This is a genomic window from Pimelobacter simplex, from assembly GCF_900114845.1.
Taxonomy (GTDB): domain Bacteria; phylum Actinomycetota; class Actinomycetes; order Propionibacteriales; family Nocardioidaceae; genus Nocardioides; species Nocardioides simplex.
In genome coordinates this window covers 266,575-283,137 of sequence record NZ_FOUK01000007.1, presented here as the reverse complement: position 1 = coordinate 283,137, position 16,563 = coordinate 266,575, and the positions used below count along the sequence as shown (strand labels likewise).

Annotated in this window: 17 protein-coding genes and 1 pseudogene; 17 read left to right on the top strand and 1 reads right to left on the bottom strand. The window is 73.0% G+C overall.

Annotated elements, in window-relative coordinates:
* The first annotated feature begins 73 nt into the window (after positions 1 to 73).
* The 17 genes and pseudogenes from BM223_RS25635 (at position 74) to BM223_RS25560 (ending at position 15,510) form a co-directional block, all read left to right on the top strand.
* Entirely contained in the window at positions 74 to 1,147 is a 1,074-nt protein-coding gene (locus tag BM223_RS25635; protein ID WP_038680268.1) for an amidohydrolase family protein, read from the top strand.
* Between the two features lie 193 nt (positions 1,148 to 1,340).
* Positions 1,341 to 1,844: a 30S ribosomal protein S16 gene (rpsP, locus tag BM223_RS25630; protein WP_038680267.1), complete on the top strand. Its 504-nt coding sequence runs from the start codon at positions 1,341 to 1,343 to the stop codon at positions 1,842 to 1,844.
* A 4-nt stretch (positions 1,845 to 1,848) separates the two neighbouring features.
* Positions 1,849 to 2,088, top strand: coding sequence for an RNA-binding protein (locus tag BM223_RS25625; protein ID WP_038680265.1), 240 nt, complete (start codon positions 1,849 to 1,851; stop codon positions 2,086 to 2,088).
* 86 nt (positions 2,089 to 2,174) lie between these two features.
* Entirely contained in the window at positions 2,175 to 2,723 is a 549-nt protein-coding gene (gene rimM, locus BM223_RS25620; protein ID WP_200886994.1) for a ribosome maturation factor RimM, read from the top strand.
* Positions 2,720 to 3,409: pseudogene (gene trmD, locus BM223_RS29970) on the top strand (tRNA (guanosine(37)-N1)-methyltransferase TrmD); the annotation flags it as partial. The gene rimM and the pseudogene trmD, both read left to right, overlap by 4 nt.
* Positions 3,410 to 3,526: 117 nt before the next feature.
* The gene (locus tag BM223_RS29965; RefSeq protein ID WP_235319295.1) at positions 3,527 to 3,901 is read left to right on the top strand and encodes a GNAT family N-acetyltransferase; all 375 of its coding nucleotides are present in this window, start codon (positions 3,527 to 3,529) and stop codon (positions 3,899 to 3,901) included.
* Positions 3,902 to 4,045: 144 nt separating this feature from the next.
* Complete coding sequence (rplS, locus tag BM223_RS25610) at positions 4,046 to 4,408, top strand: 50S ribosomal protein L19 (protein WP_038680261.1); 363 nt, start codon at positions 4,046 to 4,048, stop codon at positions 4,406 to 4,408.
* 161 nt (positions 4,409 to 4,569) lie between these two features.
* Positions 4,570 to 5,427 carry a signal peptidase I gene (lepB, locus tag BM223_RS25605; RefSeq protein ID WP_075018761.1) on the top strand — a complete coding sequence of 286 codons (858 nt, stop codon included), beginning with the start codon at positions 4,570 to 4,572 and terminating at the stop codon, positions 5,425 to 5,427.
* A 14-nt stretch (positions 5,428 to 5,441) separates the two neighbouring features.
* The gene (locus BM223_RS25600) at positions 5,442 to 6,119 is read left to right on the top strand and encodes a ribonuclease HII (protein WP_038680259.1); all 678 of its coding nucleotides are present in this window, start codon (positions 5,442 to 5,444) and stop codon (positions 6,117 to 6,119) included.
* Between the two features lie 173 nt (positions 6,120 to 6,292).
* Entirely contained in the window at positions 6,293 to 6,601 is a 309-nt protein-coding gene (locus BM223_RS25595) for a DUF2469 domain-containing protein (RefSeq protein WP_038680256.1), read from the top strand.
* A gap of 130 nt (positions 6,602 to 6,731) precedes the next feature.
* Positions 6,732 to 8,483, top strand: coding sequence for a Tad domain-containing protein (locus tag BM223_RS25590; protein WP_038680255.1), 1,752 nt, complete (start codon positions 6,732 to 6,734; stop codon positions 8,481 to 8,483).
* A 188-nt stretch (positions 8,484 to 8,671) separates the two neighbouring features.
* Positions 8,672 to 9,091, top strand: coding sequence for a TadE family protein (locus BM223_RS25585; RefSeq protein WP_052138833.1), 420 nt, complete (start codon positions 8,672 to 8,674; stop codon positions 9,089 to 9,091).
* Position 9,092: 1 nt separating this feature from the next.
* A complete protein-coding gene (locus BM223_RS25580) occupies positions 9,093 to 10,886 on the top strand; it encodes a Tad domain-containing protein (protein WP_038680253.1) in 1,794 nt (597 codons plus the stop codon).
* Positions 10,887 to 11,036: 150 nt separating this feature from the next.
* Complete coding sequence (locus tag BM223_RS25575) at positions 11,037 to 11,402, top strand: YraN family protein (protein WP_038680251.1); 366 nt, start codon at positions 11,037 to 11,039, stop codon at positions 11,400 to 11,402.
* Complete coding sequence (locus BM223_RS25570; RefSeq protein ID WP_075018774.1) at positions 11,402 to 13,063, top strand: YifB family Mg chelatase-like AAA ATPase; 1,662 nt, start codon at positions 11,402 to 11,404, stop codon at positions 13,061 to 13,063. The genes BM223_RS25575 and BM223_RS25570 overlap by 1 nt, the downstream gene beginning before the upstream one ends.
* A complete protein-coding gene (gene dprA, locus BM223_RS25565) occupies positions 13,060 to 14,355 on the top strand; it encodes a DNA-processing protein DprA (protein WP_235318956.1) in 1,296 nt (431 codons plus the stop codon). Before BM223_RS25570 ends, dprA begins: the two co-directional genes overlap by 4 nt.
* A 243-nt stretch (positions 14,356 to 14,598) precedes the next feature.
* The gene (locus BM223_RS25560) at positions 14,599 to 15,510 is read left to right on the top strand and encodes a tyrosine recombinase XerC (protein ID WP_038684832.1); all 912 of its coding nucleotides are present in this window, start codon (positions 14,599 to 14,601) and stop codon (positions 15,508 to 15,510) included.
* Between the two features lie 136 nt (positions 15,511 to 15,646).
* On the opposite strand, the gene BM223_RS25555 is transcribed toward BM223_RS25560, so the two are convergent.
* On the bottom strand, positions 15,647 to 16,408 hold the full coding sequence (locus BM223_RS25555; RefSeq protein WP_235318949.1) for a murein hydrolase activator EnvC family protein: 762 nt from the start codon (positions 16,406 to 16,408) through the stop codon (positions 15,647 to 15,649).
* Positions 16,409 to 16,563: the final 155 nt, after the last annotated feature.

The following is a 16,563-nucleotide window of genomic DNA, read 5'->3' as shown; positions in this document are numbered from 1 at the left end:
GCACCTCGTCGCGCCGCAACCCCCACCCCTTGGGGGGTAGGGGCTGGGGAGCGGCCGTTGGTAGCGTCGCGGGGTGAGTGCGCTGCGGTTCTCCGGTCCGGTCCTGCCCGACGGCGACGTCCGGGAGGTGTACGTCGTCGACGGTCACGTCACCTACGAGCGCCCGGCCGGCGCCGAGACCGCCGCGGAGGGCTGGATCGTCCCCGGCCTGGTCGACGCCCACAACCACCTCGGCCTCGAGGACGGCGGCGCGGTCGACGACGCCGAGATCGAGCGGACCGCGATCGCCGACCGCGACAACGGCGTCCTGCTCACCCGTGACTGCGGCTCGCCCGCCGACACCCGGTGGGTGCAGGAGCGCGACGACCTCCCGCGGCTGATCCGGTGCGGGCGGCACGTGGCGCGCACGAAGCGCTACCTGCGCAACTACGCCCACGAGGTCGAGCCCGACGCGCTGCCCGACACCCTCGGCGAGCAGGCCCGGGACGGCGACGGCTGGGTCAAGCTCGTCGGCGACTGGATCTCGCGCGAGGACGGCGACCTGGCGCCGTCCTTCCCGGCCGACGCGGTCGCGGCCGCCATCGGCGTCGCCCACGCCGAGGGCGCCCAGGTCACCGCGCACTGCTTCGGCGCCGACTCGCTCGGCCCCCTCCTCGACGCCGGCATCGACTGCATCGAGCACGGCACCGGCCTCACCGCGGCCCACCTCGACCAGATGGTCGCCCAGGGGGTGGCCCTGGTGCCGACGGTGCTGCAGACCGGCAAGTTCCCCGAGTTCGTCTCGGCCGCGCGCGACAAGTTCCCGGCGTACAGCGCGACGATGGACGAGCTGTACCGCACCCGCCGCGAGGTCCTGATGAGCGCCTACGACGCCGGCGTCGCGATGTACGTCGGCAGCGACGGCGGCGGCTCGTCACGTCACGGCGTCCTCCACGAGGAGATCCTCGCCATGGCCGCCATGGGCCTGCCCACCGACTACGTGCTCGGCGCTGCGTCGTGGCGCGGGCGCGCCTGGCTCGGCTGGAACCCGGGGCTCGACGAGGGCGACCCGGCCGACTTCGTCGTCTACCCCCGCAACCCTCTCGACGACCTGTCGGTGCTCGCGGAGCCGGCCCGGGTGGTGCTGCGCGGCAAGGTCGTCGCCTGACGCCTCCGGCCGCTCGGACTCCGGTCGATTTCGACCCCGCGGCACGGCCGTGGCAGACTTGATCCTTGAGTTCTGTGCCTCCCGGTCCCTCTCAACCGGTCGGCGCGGCGCCCATCGAGTCCGGGCCCCGGTGTTTCCCCACCTGGTCGCTCGTGCCTCACCCACCACGAATTCTCAAGGAGACACCACAAACGTGGCCGTCAAGATCCGTCTGAAGCGCCTGGGCAAGGTCCGGGTCCCGCAGTACCGCATCGTCATCGTCGACTCGCGCAAGAAGCGCGACGGCGCGGTGATCGAGGAGATCGGCAAGTACCACCCCAAGGAGGACCCGTCGTACATCGACGTCGTCTCCGAGCGGGCGCAGTACTGGCTGGGCGTCGGCGCGCAGCCGTCCGAGGCCGTCGAGGCGATCCTCAAGATCACCGGTGACTGGCAGAAGTTCAAGGGCGCCGACGGCGCCGAGGGCACCCTGAAGGTCAAGGAGCCCAAGCGCGACAAGCTCGAGATCTTCAACGAGGCCCTCAAGGAGGCCGCCAACGAGCCCAAGGGCTCCGCGGTGACCGCCAAGAAGACCGAGAAGAAGGCCGACAAGGCCGAGAAGGCTGAGAAGACCGAGGAGAAGCCCGCCGAGGCTGCTGCCGAGGAGACCCCCGCCGAGGAGCCGGCCGCCGAGGCCGAGGCTCCCGCCGAGGCCTGAGCCGATGCTCGCCGACGCGCTGGAGCACCTCGTCCGCGGAGTGGTCGACCACCCCGACGACGTGGTCGTGCGCGACAAGCAGCTGCGTCGCGGGTCCGTGCTCGAGGTCCGGGTCCACCCCGACGACCTCGGCAAGGTGATCGGACGGGGCGGCCGCACGGCCACCGCGTTCCGCACCGTGGTCTCCGCGATCGCGGGCAACGGCGGCACCCGGATCGACTTCGTCGACACCGACCGGCGCTGAGCCTGCGCTTCACTGCTCGAACGGGCGTCTCCCTCCGGGGAGGCGCCCGTTCGGCGTTCCCGGGCCGAAGCCCTAATCTCGGGGGCGTGGAGAGCATCGAGGTCGTGGTCGGCCGCATCGGCAAGCCGCACGGCATCCGTGGCGAGGTGACGGTCGACGTCCGGAGTGACGAGCCCGAGCGCCGGTACGCCGACGGCGCGGTGCTCCTCGTCGAGGCCCCCCGGGGCTCCGCGTTCGCGTCCCGGACCCTCACCGTCAGCCGGACCCGCTGGCACCAGGGGGTGCTGCTCGCGACGTTCGCCGAGCTGACCGACCGCACGGCGGCCGAGTCCGCGCGCGGCGTCGTCCTGCGGGCCGTCGTGGCCGCCGACGAGACGCCCGAGGACCCCGAGGAGTTCTACGACCACCAGCTCGTCGGGCTCGCGGTCTACGACGTCGACGGGACCCACCTCGGCGAGGTGGCCGGGCTGACCCACGGCGCCCAGGACCTGCTCCGGGTCAAGACGCTCGACCGCCGCGAGGCGCTCGTCCCGTTCGTGAGCGCACTGGTCCCCGAGGTCGACGTGGCCGGCGGTCGCGTCGTCGTCGCCGACCGGCCCGGGCTGGTCACGCCGTTCCCGGAGGACGACGAGTGAGGCTCGACTACCTCACGATCTTCCCGGACTTCTTCGCGCCGCTCGAGCTCTCCTTGCCCGGCAAGGCCGCCGCGAGCGGGCTGCTCGACCTCGGCGTCCACGACCTGCGCCGGTGGGCGCACGACCGGCACCGCACCGTCGACGACACCCCCTACGGCGGCGGCGCCGGCATGGTGATGAAGCCCGAGCCCTGGGGCGAGGCGTTCGCCGAGGTGCTCTCGGCAGGCTCGGACACCGGGGAGCGCAGCACGATCGTGTTCACGACCCCGTCCGGTGAGCGCTTCGACCAGCGCCTCGCCGAGGAGCTGTCGACCCGCGAGCACCTGGTCTTCGCGTGCGGGCGCTACGAGGGCATCGACCAGCGGGTGATCGACCACGCCCGCGAGATCGCCGAGGTCCGCGAGATCAGCCTCGGCGACTACGTCCTCAACGGCGGCGAGGTGGCCGCGCTGGCCGTCACCGAGGCCGTCGTCCGCCTGCTGCCGGGGTTCATGGGCAATGCCGCCTCGCTCGTCGAGGAGTCCCACGCCGAGGGCGGCCTGCTCGAGTACCCGGTCTACACGAAGCCGCGCTCGTGGGAGGGCCGCGACGTCCCCGACGTCCTCCTCAGCGGCGATCACGGCGCCATCGCCCGCTGGCGCCACGCCGAGGCGGTCCGTCGCACCGCCGAGCGTCGTCCCGACCTGCTCACGCCCTCGGTCCTCGACGACGGGACGCCGATCGTCCGTGCGGTCCCCGGCGACGCCGGCGAGCTGCTGACGCTGCAGCGCGCGTGCTGGGTCCAGGAGGCGATCGCCAACGACATGCTCGACATCCCCGCCCTGCACGAGTCGCTCGACGACGTCCGCGCGTGGCTGGGGGAGTGGGACACCTACGTCGTACGACGGGCCGGCCGCCTGGTCGCCGCCGTCCGCGGGCGGCTCGAGGGCAGCGCCGGCGACCGGTGGGACATCGGCCGGATCATGGTCGCCCCCGACCTGCAGGGCTCCGGGCTCGGCCGGGTGCTGCTGGAGCACATCCAGGCGGTCGCGCCGCCCGCGGCGACGTCGTACGTCCTCTTCACGGGGGCGGCGAGCGCCCGCAACCAGCGGATGTACAAGAAGGCCGGCTTCCGGCTGCGCACGGACCTGCCCGCGCCGCCGGGGGCCGTCGTCCTCACCAAGCGCCGCGAGCGCTGATTTCCGCGCCCCCGGGCGGCTGTGGGAGGATCGTCAGTCGGTGACGCGGACGCTTCTGCCACAGGGGAACCGCCGACCGTGTCGCCTCGATCCGTTTCCACCCACTGTTCCGCGGCTGACCTGTGTGCATTCGCGAGGAGAATCATGAGCAACCCCAGCCCCGCCGTGGTGACCGAGCTCGGCAACGCCGTCAAGCGCGACGACGTCCCCGCCTTCCGCGCCGGTGACACCGTCAAGGTCCACGTCAAGGTCATCGAGGGCAGCCGGTCCCGCGTCCAGGTCTTCCAGGGCGTCGTGATCCGCGTCCACGGTTCCGGCATCGGCCGTACCTTCACCGTCCGCAAGGTCTCCTTCGGCGTCGGTGTCGAGCGGACCTTCCCGCTCCACTCGCCGATCTTCGAGCAGATCGAGATCGTCACCCGCGGTGACGTCCGTCGCGCGAAGCTCTACTACCTGCGCAACCTGCGCGGCAAGGCCGCGAAGATCAAGGAGCGCCGCGAGGCGTGAGCCACGCCAAAGGGGCGACGATGATCGGCGGAGCGAAGCGACGCCCGATCCGCCCCGGCGGCGAGGCCTGAGCCTCAGCACTGCCTCCACGAAGGCCCGACCTGGACTCCAGGTCGGGCCTTCGTCCGTTCTGCTGGGGGAGCCTCCTACACTCGCTCCTTGTGACGAGCGACGAGATGCCACCGGACTCCGCCGACGAGGCGCCGGCCCCGGCCTCGGCCACGTCGACCGCCAAGCGGGAGCGCAAGCACCTCCCGGTCTGGCAGGAGAGCATCCTGCTGCTCGTCGTCGCGCTCGGCCTCGCGATCCTGATCAAGGCGCTGTTCGTCCAGGCGTTCTACATCCCGTCCGAGTCGATGGAGCCGGGGCTGGTCAAGAACGACCGGATCCTGGTCCAGAAGGTCTCCTACTGGTTCGGCGGCTCGCCCCAGCGCGGGGACGTCGTCGTCTTCGAGGACCCGGGCCAGTGGCTCGGCCCCTCCGACAGCCAGGGCCCCACCGGCCTGGCGAACCTGCTCTCCAAGGTCGGGCTCTACCCGACCGGCGGCCACCTCGTGAAGCGCGTCATCGGCACGGAGGGCGACGTCATCGAGTGCTGCGACGAGAAGGGCCGGATCAAGATCAACGGCAAGCCCCTCGACGAGCCCTACCTCAACAAGGATCCGGGCTCCTGCAACGCCGAGATCACCGACTGGTTCACCGAGAAGGGCTCGGCCCTCGCCCGCCCGTGCAGCTGGACGATCGGCCCCATCCCGAAGAACAAGCTCCTCGTGCTCGGCGACAACCGTGCCCACTCGGCCGACTCCCGGGTGCACCTGTGCGCGCCGGACGACGACCCCTGCACGCAGAGCCCCTGGGTCGACAAGAGCCTGGTCGTCGGCAAGGTCTTCAGCCTGATCTGGCCGCAGGACCGCTGGCGCTGGATCACCCGTCCCGACACCTTCGACGCCATCCCGGACAGCCCGCCGGCCGACCTGCTCGAGAAGGCGAAGAAGGCCGACGCGGTCCCCGGGACCTAGGAGGCACGGAGGGCATGTCCACGCTGCCCAAGGGCGCGACCGTACGACGCGACGCCGGCATCTACGGCTACGAGCGGGCGCTGCGCCGGCACGGCTTCGAGCCGATCGCCGGTGTCGACGAGGCCGGTCGCGGCGCCTGCGCCGGTCCGCTGGTCGCCGGTGCGGCCATCCTGCCCGCCGGCAAGGCCGGCATCGTGCCCGGCCTGGCCGACTCCAAGCTGCTCACCGCGGCCGCCCGGGAGCGCTGCTACGACCAGATCGTGCGCCGCGCGCTCGCCTGGTCGGTCGTGGTGATCCCGCACGACGAGTGCGACCGGCTGGGCATGCACGTCGCCAACGTCGAGGCGCTGCGGCGGGCGGTCGCCAAGCTGGCCCTGCCCGCGTCGTACGTGCTGACCGACGGGTTCCCCGTCGACGGACTCGGCGTGCCCGGGCTCGCGGTCTGGAAGGGCGACCGGGTCGCCGCCTGCGTCGCCGCGGCCTCGGTGCTCGCCAAGGTCACCCGCGACCGGCTCATGGTCGAGCTCGACGAGCAGTGGCCGGCGTACGACTTCAAGACGCACAAGGGCTACATCACCGCCACCCACACCGCGGCCCTCGAGGAGCACGGGCCCTCGCCGGTGCACCGGATGAGGTTCGTCAACGTGCGACGTGCGGCCGGTCTCGAGCCGCTGCCTGGCGACGAGGGCTAGACGACCGGCCCCAGGGCCTCGCGGGCCGAGCGACGCCCAGCACCCGCGTGGGCGGCGTTGCCGACGCTCGACGGACGGCCCGGTCCGCCGTCGCGACGGCGCCTTGCCCCCACAGATGCTGGACGCCGCTCGCCTCCGCGATCCCCTGGAGCCGATCGTCTAGGGTTGGCTCCGTGAGTGCCGAGGAGCTCGAGAAGTACGAGACCGAGCAGGAGCTGAACCTCTACCGGGAGTACCGGGACGTCGTCGGCATCTTCAAGTACGTCGTCGAGACCGACCGCCGCTTCTACCTCTGCAACACGGTCGACGTGAAGGCCCGCTCCGAGGGCGGCGACGTCTTCTTCGAGGTGACGATCACCGACGCCTGGGTCTGGGACATGTACCGCCCCGCGCGCTTCGCCAAGAACGTCAAGGTGCTCACCTTCAAGGACGTCAACGTCGAGGAGCTCGCCACCTCCGACCTCGAGCTCCCCAAGACCTAGCCCGACCCGCCGGGACCTTGGTCCTGACTTCCGTCCGCACTCCTCTGGTGCGGCCCGCTGCGGCCGACGGTGTCGTCGACGGGCGTCCTCGGGTGGGCGCCTGTGTCGTGGCAGGCACGGGGGAGGCGCCATGCGACGCAAGGACGAGCGCGGTGCCGTCGCGCTGCTGGTGACCGCGCTGATGTCGGTGCTCCTGGTGAGCTCGGCGTTCGCCGTCGACCTCGGAGTCCAGCGCGTCGCGCGCTCCGACGTGCAGGCGCTCGCGGACGTCGTCGCGCTCGACCTCGCCCGGAGCATCGACGGCCGGACGGTCGACCAGCTCCGCCCGGCGCTCGACGCCCAGCTGCCGCTCAGCCTTCGGCGCAACACCGCCGTCTTCGGGAGGGACGTGCCGACGCTGACCTACCGGCTCGGGGTGCTCGGCAGCGACGGTGGCTTCCAGGAGCGCACCACCGGCGTCCCGGACGCCGTGCAGGTCGCCGCACGGACTGACGTCGACTTCGCGTTCGCCTCCGTCATGGGCACCGACCACGGATCGGCGCAGCGCCGGGCGGTCGCGGCGAGCTCGTCGACGGCCTGCTTCCGGCTCGGGACGTTCGTCGCCGCGATCCGGTCGGGGGACAGCACCGTCCTCGGCCCCCTCAACGACCTGCTGGGGGTGAACCTCGACCTGGTCAGCTATCGCGCGCTCGCCGACGCCGACGTCCGCCTCTCGCAGCTGACCGCCCTCAGCAGCATCGGCAGCCCCGAGCACCTGCTCACCGGCAACATCGCCTACGCCGACCTGCTGAGGGCGATGGCCGAGGCGCTCACCCGCGAGGGCGGCGGGACCAACACGGTCGCCGTCCAGGCGCTCAACAAGCTCGCCGCCTCGAGCACCGCGGCGACGGTCGGGATGATCAGCCTCGCGAACGTCCTGCACGTCGCGCCGACCGACCGCGCGGCGCTCGAGGTGGCGCTCAGCGTCCTCGACATCGTGGGCTCGGCCCGGCTCTCGAACGGGAAGTACTTCCTCGGCGTGCCCAACATCCAGGCCCAGGTGCCCGGGGTGGGCTTCCAGTTCAGCGGGGGGATCTCGCTCGTCTCCGCCGCCGAGCTCGCCTGCGGCGCACCCAACACGACGCAGGCGACCGCGCGCACCGCGCAGCTCGACGGCACCGTCGACATCGCGTTCACGAACCTGCCCAGCCTCAACGTCGCGGGCGTCGGGACGCTCCAGACCGCCAAGGGGACCGGCTCGATCGCCATCGTCGCCGGCGACGGCACGGGGCAGCTCGTCGCGCCGCCGAGCATCCGCTGCGGGGCGGGGACGCTCGCCGACCCGTCGAGCTTCGGCGTGGACGTCTCGACCGGCCTGGCGTCGTACTCGATGACGGTGGACCTGACCGCCGGCGGGGACGTGAAGCTGACCGACCTGATCGGCCTCAACCTCACCGGCGTGCTCACCAACCTGCTCGGCAACATCCTGACCCTGGGCAACAAGATCTCCGTCGAGGTGGGCGTGAAGCTCACCATCAGCACCAGCCGGACGCCGTCGCACAACACCGTGACCGTGGCGATCCCGCCGAACGACAAGACGCCCGTCACCACCGGTGGCTCGGTCTTCCTCGACGTCGGTGCGGTCGTCCCGACGATCACCGGCGTCAAGCTCAACGGCAAGGTGGTGCCGGTGCTCAGCCAGGTCACCGCGCTGACCAACCCGATCCTCAACGAGCTCGTGGTCGCCAGCGGCGGCTTCGTCAACAAGTCGCTCACGCCGCTCGTCGACAACGTCAACCAGAAGTTCATCGGCCCGGTCGCGCGGATGATCGGGCTGCGTCTGGCCGGTGCCGACGTGTACGGCGTCGGCGTCACCTGCGGCATGCCCCGCCTCGTCGGCTGACTCCCCAGCGGACACCTGGTCTGCTGCGACAGGGCGCGTAGTCCCAACGGACTAGGGAGGCTCGCTCGTCCGGGCCGAATGACCCAGGATTCGTTCCCCCGCAGTGAAACTCGCCACTACTGTGTCCCCAACGCCGCTCGGGGGCGTCATGGGAGCGAGCGCGGGGAGGCCGGCCGATGAGGCGTTGTGTGCTGCGAAGGAGTGTCCCGGCGCGCCGTGACGCCCGGGGCGCGGCGGCGGTCGAGTTCGCCCTGATCCTCCCGATCCTGATGATCATCGTCGTCGGCATCATCAACTACGGCGACATGCTCAGCGTCCGCCAGTCCGTCAGCCAGGCTGCCGCCGAGGGCGCGCGCGCCGCCGCCGTCACGACCGGCAGCGACACCGACAAGACCACGGCGGCGATGAGCGCCGTCAACGGCGCGCTCTCCGCGCAGGGGAAGTCCTGCGACAGCGGGTGCTCGGTCGCCCTCGCCCCCTGTGTCGGCGAGACCAGCAAGAAGTGCGCGACCGTCACGGTCGAGATCCCCTACAAGGGGATCATCCCCGGCTTCGGGCTGGTCCTGCCCAGCAAGCTGAAGTACACCGCGGTCGCGAGGGTGAGCTGACGTGACGCCGCGGCGCCGGGCTGCGCGCGCTCACGACGAGCGCGGCGCGAGCGCCGTCCTCATCGCGGCGCTGATGGCGGTGGTGCTCATGGTGTCCGCGGCGTTCGCCGTCGACCTGGGCCAGCAGCGCGTCGTACGGCGGGACGTGCAGGCGGTCGCCGACATGGTCGCTCTCGACATGGTGCGACTGCTCGACGGTCGCAAGGCCAAGGACTACAGCACCGTCTCGTTCGACGACGCCAAGAAGCGGAGCCTCCAGCGCAACGGCAGCGCCCTCGGCGGTGCCCTGAAGCCGGAGGACGTCTCGTGGACGTTCGTCATGCAGGGCGCCACCGCCGGCACGTGGACCACCGTGGCGTCGAACGACGACAAGGTGCCGACCGCGATCAAGGTGACCGCAAAGTCGCAGACCGGGCTTGTCTTCGGCGGAGTCACCGGTGTCAGCACGGGAGGTGCGACTCGGACGGCGGTCGCCCGCAACGAGGAGTCGGCCTGCTTCCGTGTGGGCTCCTTCATCGCCTCCCTCGACAGCGCCCAGAGCGCGCTGCTCAACCCGATCCTGAGTGCCTTGCTCGGCAGCAACCTCAACCTCGACCTCGTGAGCTACAAGGGCCTGGCGGGGGCGAACATCTCGCTGCTCGATCTCGTCAAGGTGGGTGGTCTCGGCGTCGGGTCGGTCGACGAGCTGCTCAAGCTCGACGGCGTCGAGGTCGCCAAGATCTTCGTCGCCGCCGCCAAGGTGCTCGAGAACCAGGGCAAGCTCGCGGCCGCCAACATCCTGCGGGCCATCACGGTCTCGGCGGCCACTCCCACGATCGCTATCGCCGACCTGATCCAGGCGGCACCAGGCGCATCGTCGGCACTGGACGCCTCCCTCAACGTGCTCGACCTGATCACGACCGCGGCCTTCGTCTCCAACAAGAATCACGCTGTCGAGATCCCCAACCTCGGGATCAACCTTCCTGGGGTGGCCAGCGTGACGACCAGCCTGACGGTCATCGAGCCGCCGAAGCCCAAGTGCGGCCCGGTGGGCACGACGTCCGAGACGGCCCAGATCTCGCTGCGCCTCAACGCACACATCAATCCTCAGTCGCTGCGCGTCGGCGTGCTCGACACGTCAGTGGACGTCGGCGCGATCGACATCGCCGTGTCCATCGACCTGGGCAAGGCGATCGCCCGGCTGACCAAGGTCACCTGCAACGTCAACGGACCCGACAGCATCCAGGTGGCGCTGAGCTCGGGCGTGGTCGGCGGAATCAGCATCTCCGCCAGCGCGGGGGTGAAGGCCCGGGTCAACCCGGTCGGTGGTCTGCTCGACAGCATCCTCGGTCTGCTCGGGCTCAACAGCCTGCTCAAGCCGCCCTACCTGACGCTCGACACGTCGGTCGCGATCAATGCCGGATCCCCGGCGCTGTCGGGCTACAGCAAGACCGTCACCGTGCCGATCCCCGGCGGGTACACGATTCCCAGCGGCAGCGGGTCGGGCGCGTTGATCGGGCCGGTCAGCATCGATCCCGCCGTCAACACCGACCTCGTCCTGCACTACTGGGACGGGCTCCTGGTGCTCGGAAGCTGGAAGGAGCGGCACATCACCGATCCGCTCAACACGGTCTTCGACAGCGTGCTCCGGCCGCTGGTCGGCACGCTGCTGAGCGCGCTGGTGAACCCGATCGTGAGCACGTTGCAGACCGCGCTCATCGGACCTCTCGGCAAGCTCCTGGGCCTGCAGGTCGGCGGCGCCGACGTGTTCGCGATGCCGACGCCGACCTGCAGCGGCCCCAAGCTCGTCGGCTGACGCGTCACCTTCCCCCGCCACACGTCCCACCGTTCCCACCGGCCACAGACCCGGCCGCCGGTCCTCCACAGCCGCCGGTCGGGGCCAGTTCATCCCCAGCCCCCGTCCTCTCCCCGCGCCGATTCCGCCCCGGCCGCCGAGGCTGGGCCCATGACGACAGCACAGGCCCGACAGGCGATCGGGGCATATGGCGAAGAGGTGGCGGCCCGCCACCTCGGCGAGCTCGGGCTCGTGGTGCTCGAGCGCAACTGGCGCTGCGACGAGGGCGAGCTCGACCTGGTCCTGCGCGACGGGCCGGTGCTCGTGGTGTGCGAGGTCAAGACCCGCACCTCGCTCGTCGCCGGCACGCCGCACGAGGCGGTGACCGACGCCAAGCTGGCCCGGCTCCAGCGGCTGGGGGAGCGGTGGGCGCGCGAACGGGGCGTGCGCCCCGACGGCATCCGGATCGACCTGGTCGCCGTGCTGCGTCCGACCCGCGGTCCGGCCGTCGTCGACCACGTGCGGGGGCTGTGCTGATGCCGTTCGCGACCGCGCGCTGCGTCGCGCTCAACGGGGCCCTGGGGCACCTCATCGACGTCCAGGCCGATGTGTCGCCAGGGCAGGCCAACGTGGTCGTGGTCGGCCGGGCCGACACCGCCCTGCGCGAGGGCATCGACCGGGTCCGCATGGCGATCACCAACAGCCACCTCAGCTGGCCCGCGACCAAGCGCTCCACGATCCTGCTCTCGCCCGCCGACCTGCCCAAGTCCGGCACCCAGTTCGATCTCGCGATGGCCCTCGGCGTGCTCGCCGCCGACGGCCAGGTCGCGCAGGAGGCGCTCCACGGCACCGTCTTCGTCGGCGAGCTGACCCTCGCCGGCGGACTGCGGCCGGCCATCGGGGTGCTCCCGATGACGCTCGCGGCGGCCGAGCGCGGCATCCGCCGGGTCGTCGTACCGGAGCCGCAGGTGGCCGAGGCGACCATGGTCCCCGACGTCGAGGTGATCGGCGCCCGCTCCCTGGCCCAGGTCGTCGCCCTCCTCGCCGGCGACCCCCTCCCGGACGCCCCACCGGTCGCCGCGCTCTCCGGCGCGCACCTCATCGGCTGGCGCGGCGACGAGCGGCTCGAGGAGGTCGACCTCGCCGACCTGCGCGGCATGGCCGACGAGAAGTACGCCGTCGAGGTCGCCGCCGCCGGCGGTCACGCCCTCCTCCTGTCCGGACCGAAGGGCTGCGGCAAGACCAGCCTCGCCGAGCGGATCCCCACCCTCCTGCCCGACCTCACTGCCGAGGAGTCCCTCGAGCTCACCGCCCTCCACTCCCTGGCCGGCGTCCTCGACCCGGGCCAGGGGATGGTCGTCCGCCCACCCTTCGCCGCGCCCCACCACGACGCCAGCAAGGCCAGCATCATCGGCGGCGGACTCGGCCGCGTGCACCCCGGCGCCCTCAGCCGGGCCCACTGCGGCGTCCTCTTCCTCGACGAGTTCCCGCTCTTCCGCAGCGACGTCATCGAGGCCCTCCGCCAGCCGCTCGAGAGCGGCGAGATCACCATCGCCCGCCGCGACGAGTCGGTCACCCTCCCCGCCTCCGGCATGCTCGTCCTCGCCAGCAACCCCTGTCCCTGCGGCAATTGGCGCCCCAACGCCCGCACCAACCGCTGCGCCTGCGCCGAACGCGTCCGCCGCGCCTACCAGGCCCGCACCGCCGGACCCATCGCCGACCGCATCGACGTCCTGCGCCACCTCCAGCCCGCCTCACCCGCCAGCCACGACCCCTTCCGCCCGCCCGAGACCTCCGCCGTCGTCCGCGCCCGCGTCGCCGCCGCCCGCGACCGCCAGCTCCTCCGCTACGACGGCCACCCCTGGCGCCTCAACTCCCAGGTCCCGAGCCCCCGTCTCAAGGACACCTGGCCCGTCACCGCCCCCGCCCAACGCCTCGTCGACGCCGAAATGTACGCCGGCCGCCTCAGCGCCCGCGGCGCCGTCCGCGTCCAGCGCCTCGCCTGGACCGTCGCCGACCTCCTCGCCGTCCGCACCGGCGTCGACGTGACGCCCGGACGCGCCGAGGTCGAGGTCGCGCTCCGGCTGCGCTTCGGGATGCCCCTCGAGGTCAGCACGTTGCGGGGTGACGCGGGCTCCGGTGCGGGCGCTGACGCGGACTCCGACACCGGCGCCGAGATCGTGGAGCTGATCCGGTGACCGCCCTCGATCCCGCCGGGTCCGTCCCGCCGCCCCCGCCGCCTCCGCCGCCCGTTGCCGCGCCGCCGCCTCCGTCGCCCGTCGCCGCGCCGCCCGCGTCTCCGCCGCCGCCCGCGCCGCCCGGGTCTGCGCCGCCGCCCGCGCCGCCCACCGCCGCGACGCCCCCTGTCGACGCCGAACGCCTCGCGCGCGCCACCATCAGCCTGGTCGTCGAGCCGGGCGACGTGCGGTGCCTCGCCCTCACCCGGGAGCTCGGTGGCGTCGCCTTCCTCGACGTCCTGCGCGACCATCCCGAGCTCCGTGCCGAGTTCGCTGCCGCGGCCGGCCGACTCGCGGCGGTCGAGCCGGAGCGGGTGCTCGAGCAGTCCGCCCGGCGCGGCATCCGTTTCGTCGTACCGGGGGACGACGAGTGGCCCGCCTCCCTCGACGACCTCGCCCGCGGCGGCGTCCTCCAGCAGCGCGGCGACGTCCCCGTCGGCCTGTGGGTCCGCGGACCCCTCCGCCTCGACCGCCTCGCCTCCAGCGTCGCCGTGGTCGGCTCACGGTCCTCGACGTCGTACGGCGACCAGATCGCCTCCGACCTCGCCGCCGTCGTCGGTGCCACGGGACGTCCGGTCGTCTCGGGTGCTGCCTACGGTGTCGACTACGCCGCCCACCGCGGTGCACTGAGCAGCGGCGCAGCCACCGTCGCCGTCCTCGCCTGCGGCGTCGACCGGGCCTACCCGGTCGCCCACCGTGGTCTCCTCAACCACCTCGCAGAGCACCACGCCGTCGTGTCCGAGGCGCCCCCGGGAGCCTCTCCCCACCGGATCCGCTTCCTCGCGCGCAACCGCCTCATCGCCGGTTTCGCCCGCGGCACCGTCGTGGTCGAGGCCGCCCTGCGCAGCGGAGCCCTCCACACCGCCGCGTGGGCCGAACGCCTCAACCGCGTCGTCATGGGCACTCCGGGCCTGCTCACCAGTCCGGCCTCCGAGGGCGTTCACCACCTGCTGCGCGCCGGGGGCGCCGTCCTGGTGACGGGTGGCGAGGACGTCCTCGAGCTCCTCGGCCCCGCCGGCGAGGACCTCGCGCCCCTCCGGCGTGGTCCCGACCAACCCCGTGACCGCCTCACGATCCGAGCGCGCCAGATCCTGGACGCCGTCCCCGTCGCCATCCCCGCCCCCACCACGTCTGTCGCCCTTGTCGCCGGACTGCCGCCGGCAGAGGTCGAGCAGCTCCTCCAGGGGATGTCGCGCGACGGCTTCGTCGAACGGCTGCCCGCCGGGTGGCGGCTCGGGGAGCTGGGGAGGTGAGGCGACGGGGGCGTCGCCGGTCGCCGGTCGTCGCTGTTGCCGCCTGCGTGCGGCTGGCGCATCCGATGTGTGCAGGGCGGGCGTGCGGCTGAGGCGTGTCAGGCGGGCGCAACGAGGCCCGCGCCCTACGATCGACAGGTGGCGGCAGAGCGGACGAGTGGGAGCGCCGGAGCGCAGGAGACCCCGGCCGATCCGACGCCGGCGGCCGACGCTGCGTCCGACCCCAGCCAGCCGGAGGAGGTACTGCCCGAGGCGTTAGCCCGCGTGCTGGGCGAGTACGAGCGGCACCTCGTCTCCGAGCGCGACCTCGCGCCGCACTCGGTGAAGGCCTACCTGGGCGACATCGCCGGTCTGCTCGACCACGCCGGTCGGCTGGGGCTCACGGACGTGACCGAGCTGGACCTCCGCAGTCTCCGCAGCTGGCTCGCCAAGCAGCAGACCCTCGGCCTGTCCCGCACCACACTCGCCCGCCGGGCCACGGCAGCACGGGTCTTCACCGGCTGGCTCGCGCGCAGCGGCCGGACGCCCACGGACGTCGGCTCGTCGCTCGGCTCACCGAGGCCGCACCGGACGCTGCCCGACGTCCTGCGCGTGGACGAGGCATCTGAGCTCATCGCCGCTGCGACCGACCTCGCCGACGACGGCAGCCCGGTGGGTGTACGCGACGTCGCGATGCTCGAGCTGCTGTACGCCACCGGGGTCCGCGTGGGGGAGCTGTGCGGCCTCGACGTGGACGACCTCGACCGCGACCGCAACGTCGTCCGGGTCTTCGGCAAGGGCCGCAAGGAGCGGACCGTGCCCTTCGGTCACCCGGCCGCGGCTGCCCTCGATCGCTGGCTCGCCGTCGGTCGCCCCCAGCTGGCTCGCCCCGGCTCCGGCCCGGCACTCTTCCTCGGGGCCCGGGGTGGGCGGATCGACCAGCGTGCCGTCCGCACGCTCGTCCACCGCCGCCTGGCCGACGTCCCAGGGGCGCCGGACCTCGGCCCGCACGGTCTCCGCCACACCGCTGCGACGCACCTGCTGGAAGGCGGAGCCGACCTCCGCTCGGTCCAGGAGCTGCTCGGCCACGCCTCACTGGCCACGACCCAGCGCTACACCCACGTCACCACCGATCGGCTGCGCCGCGCCTACCAGCAGGCCCACCCGCGGGCCTGACCTCCGGTGCGGCACGCTCGCCGGGCCGCGGGGAGCGCTGCGCCGGTCGTGGCAGCGGCGCTGTGCGTCGCACTGGGCGCGGGACGTCGCACGGGGGAGGGCGCGTGGGGTCGCGCCGGGGCGCGACGCGAGTCCCTCAGGGCGCACGTGCCCTGATCGCGTCGGCGCCGAGTCGGGCGAGGGACCCGACGCCTCGGCTCACCGCCGCCCCCACCCCACCCGTACGACGTCCGGTGCTGCCCGAGCCCACCTCAGCCGGCAACTCACCGGTGAGCGGGAGTAGGCGCACCGGTCCGGCGGCGTCGACGAGCCGGAGCGGGTCGAGGTAGGTCCGGCCGGCGATCCAGCCCCAGTGCAGGCATGCGTGGGGCTGGCAGTGGGAGCCGGCGAGCTCGAGCCGGCCGACCACAGCTCCGGCGGCGACCGCGGTGCCGACGGAGACGGAGGCGGCGACCGGCTCGTAGGTGGTCCGGGTCGGCCCGTGGTCGACCACGACCACGCCGCGGCCGGCGATCCGCCCGGCGAAGGTGACCTGCCCGGGGAGGGCGGACCGGACCTCTTGGCCCGGGCGGCCGGCGAGGTCCACGCCGCGATGGCCGGCGCCGTAGGGCAGGTCGGGCGGATCGAACCGGCGGACCACCGCGGGGACCGGGGTGAGCGGCCAGGTGCCGACCGGGTCCACCGATCCGGGCGCGGCCGTGCCCGCCGGGAGCGCGGTAGTCGAGCGCGGTGGAGCTGAATGCGGGGGAGGCGAGAGCGGGGAACGCGAGAGCAGGGGAGTCGGGCGCGGCGGAGGAACGGCGTGAACGCTGCCCGGCGCGGCAGCGGCCAGGGCCAGCGCCGGCAGGGCGAGCGCCACGGCGAGCGCCAGGAGCAGCGCCAGGGCGAGCGCCGGCACCAGGAGCAGGAGACCGGCCGCCGCGGGGCGGTCATCCCAACGCGCGGAGAGCCGCCGCCACACGACCCCGCGCCGCCACACGGCCCCGCACCGCCACACGGCCCCGCACCGCCACACGTCCCCGCGCCGCCAGGCACCCCCGCGACGGCGCGAGG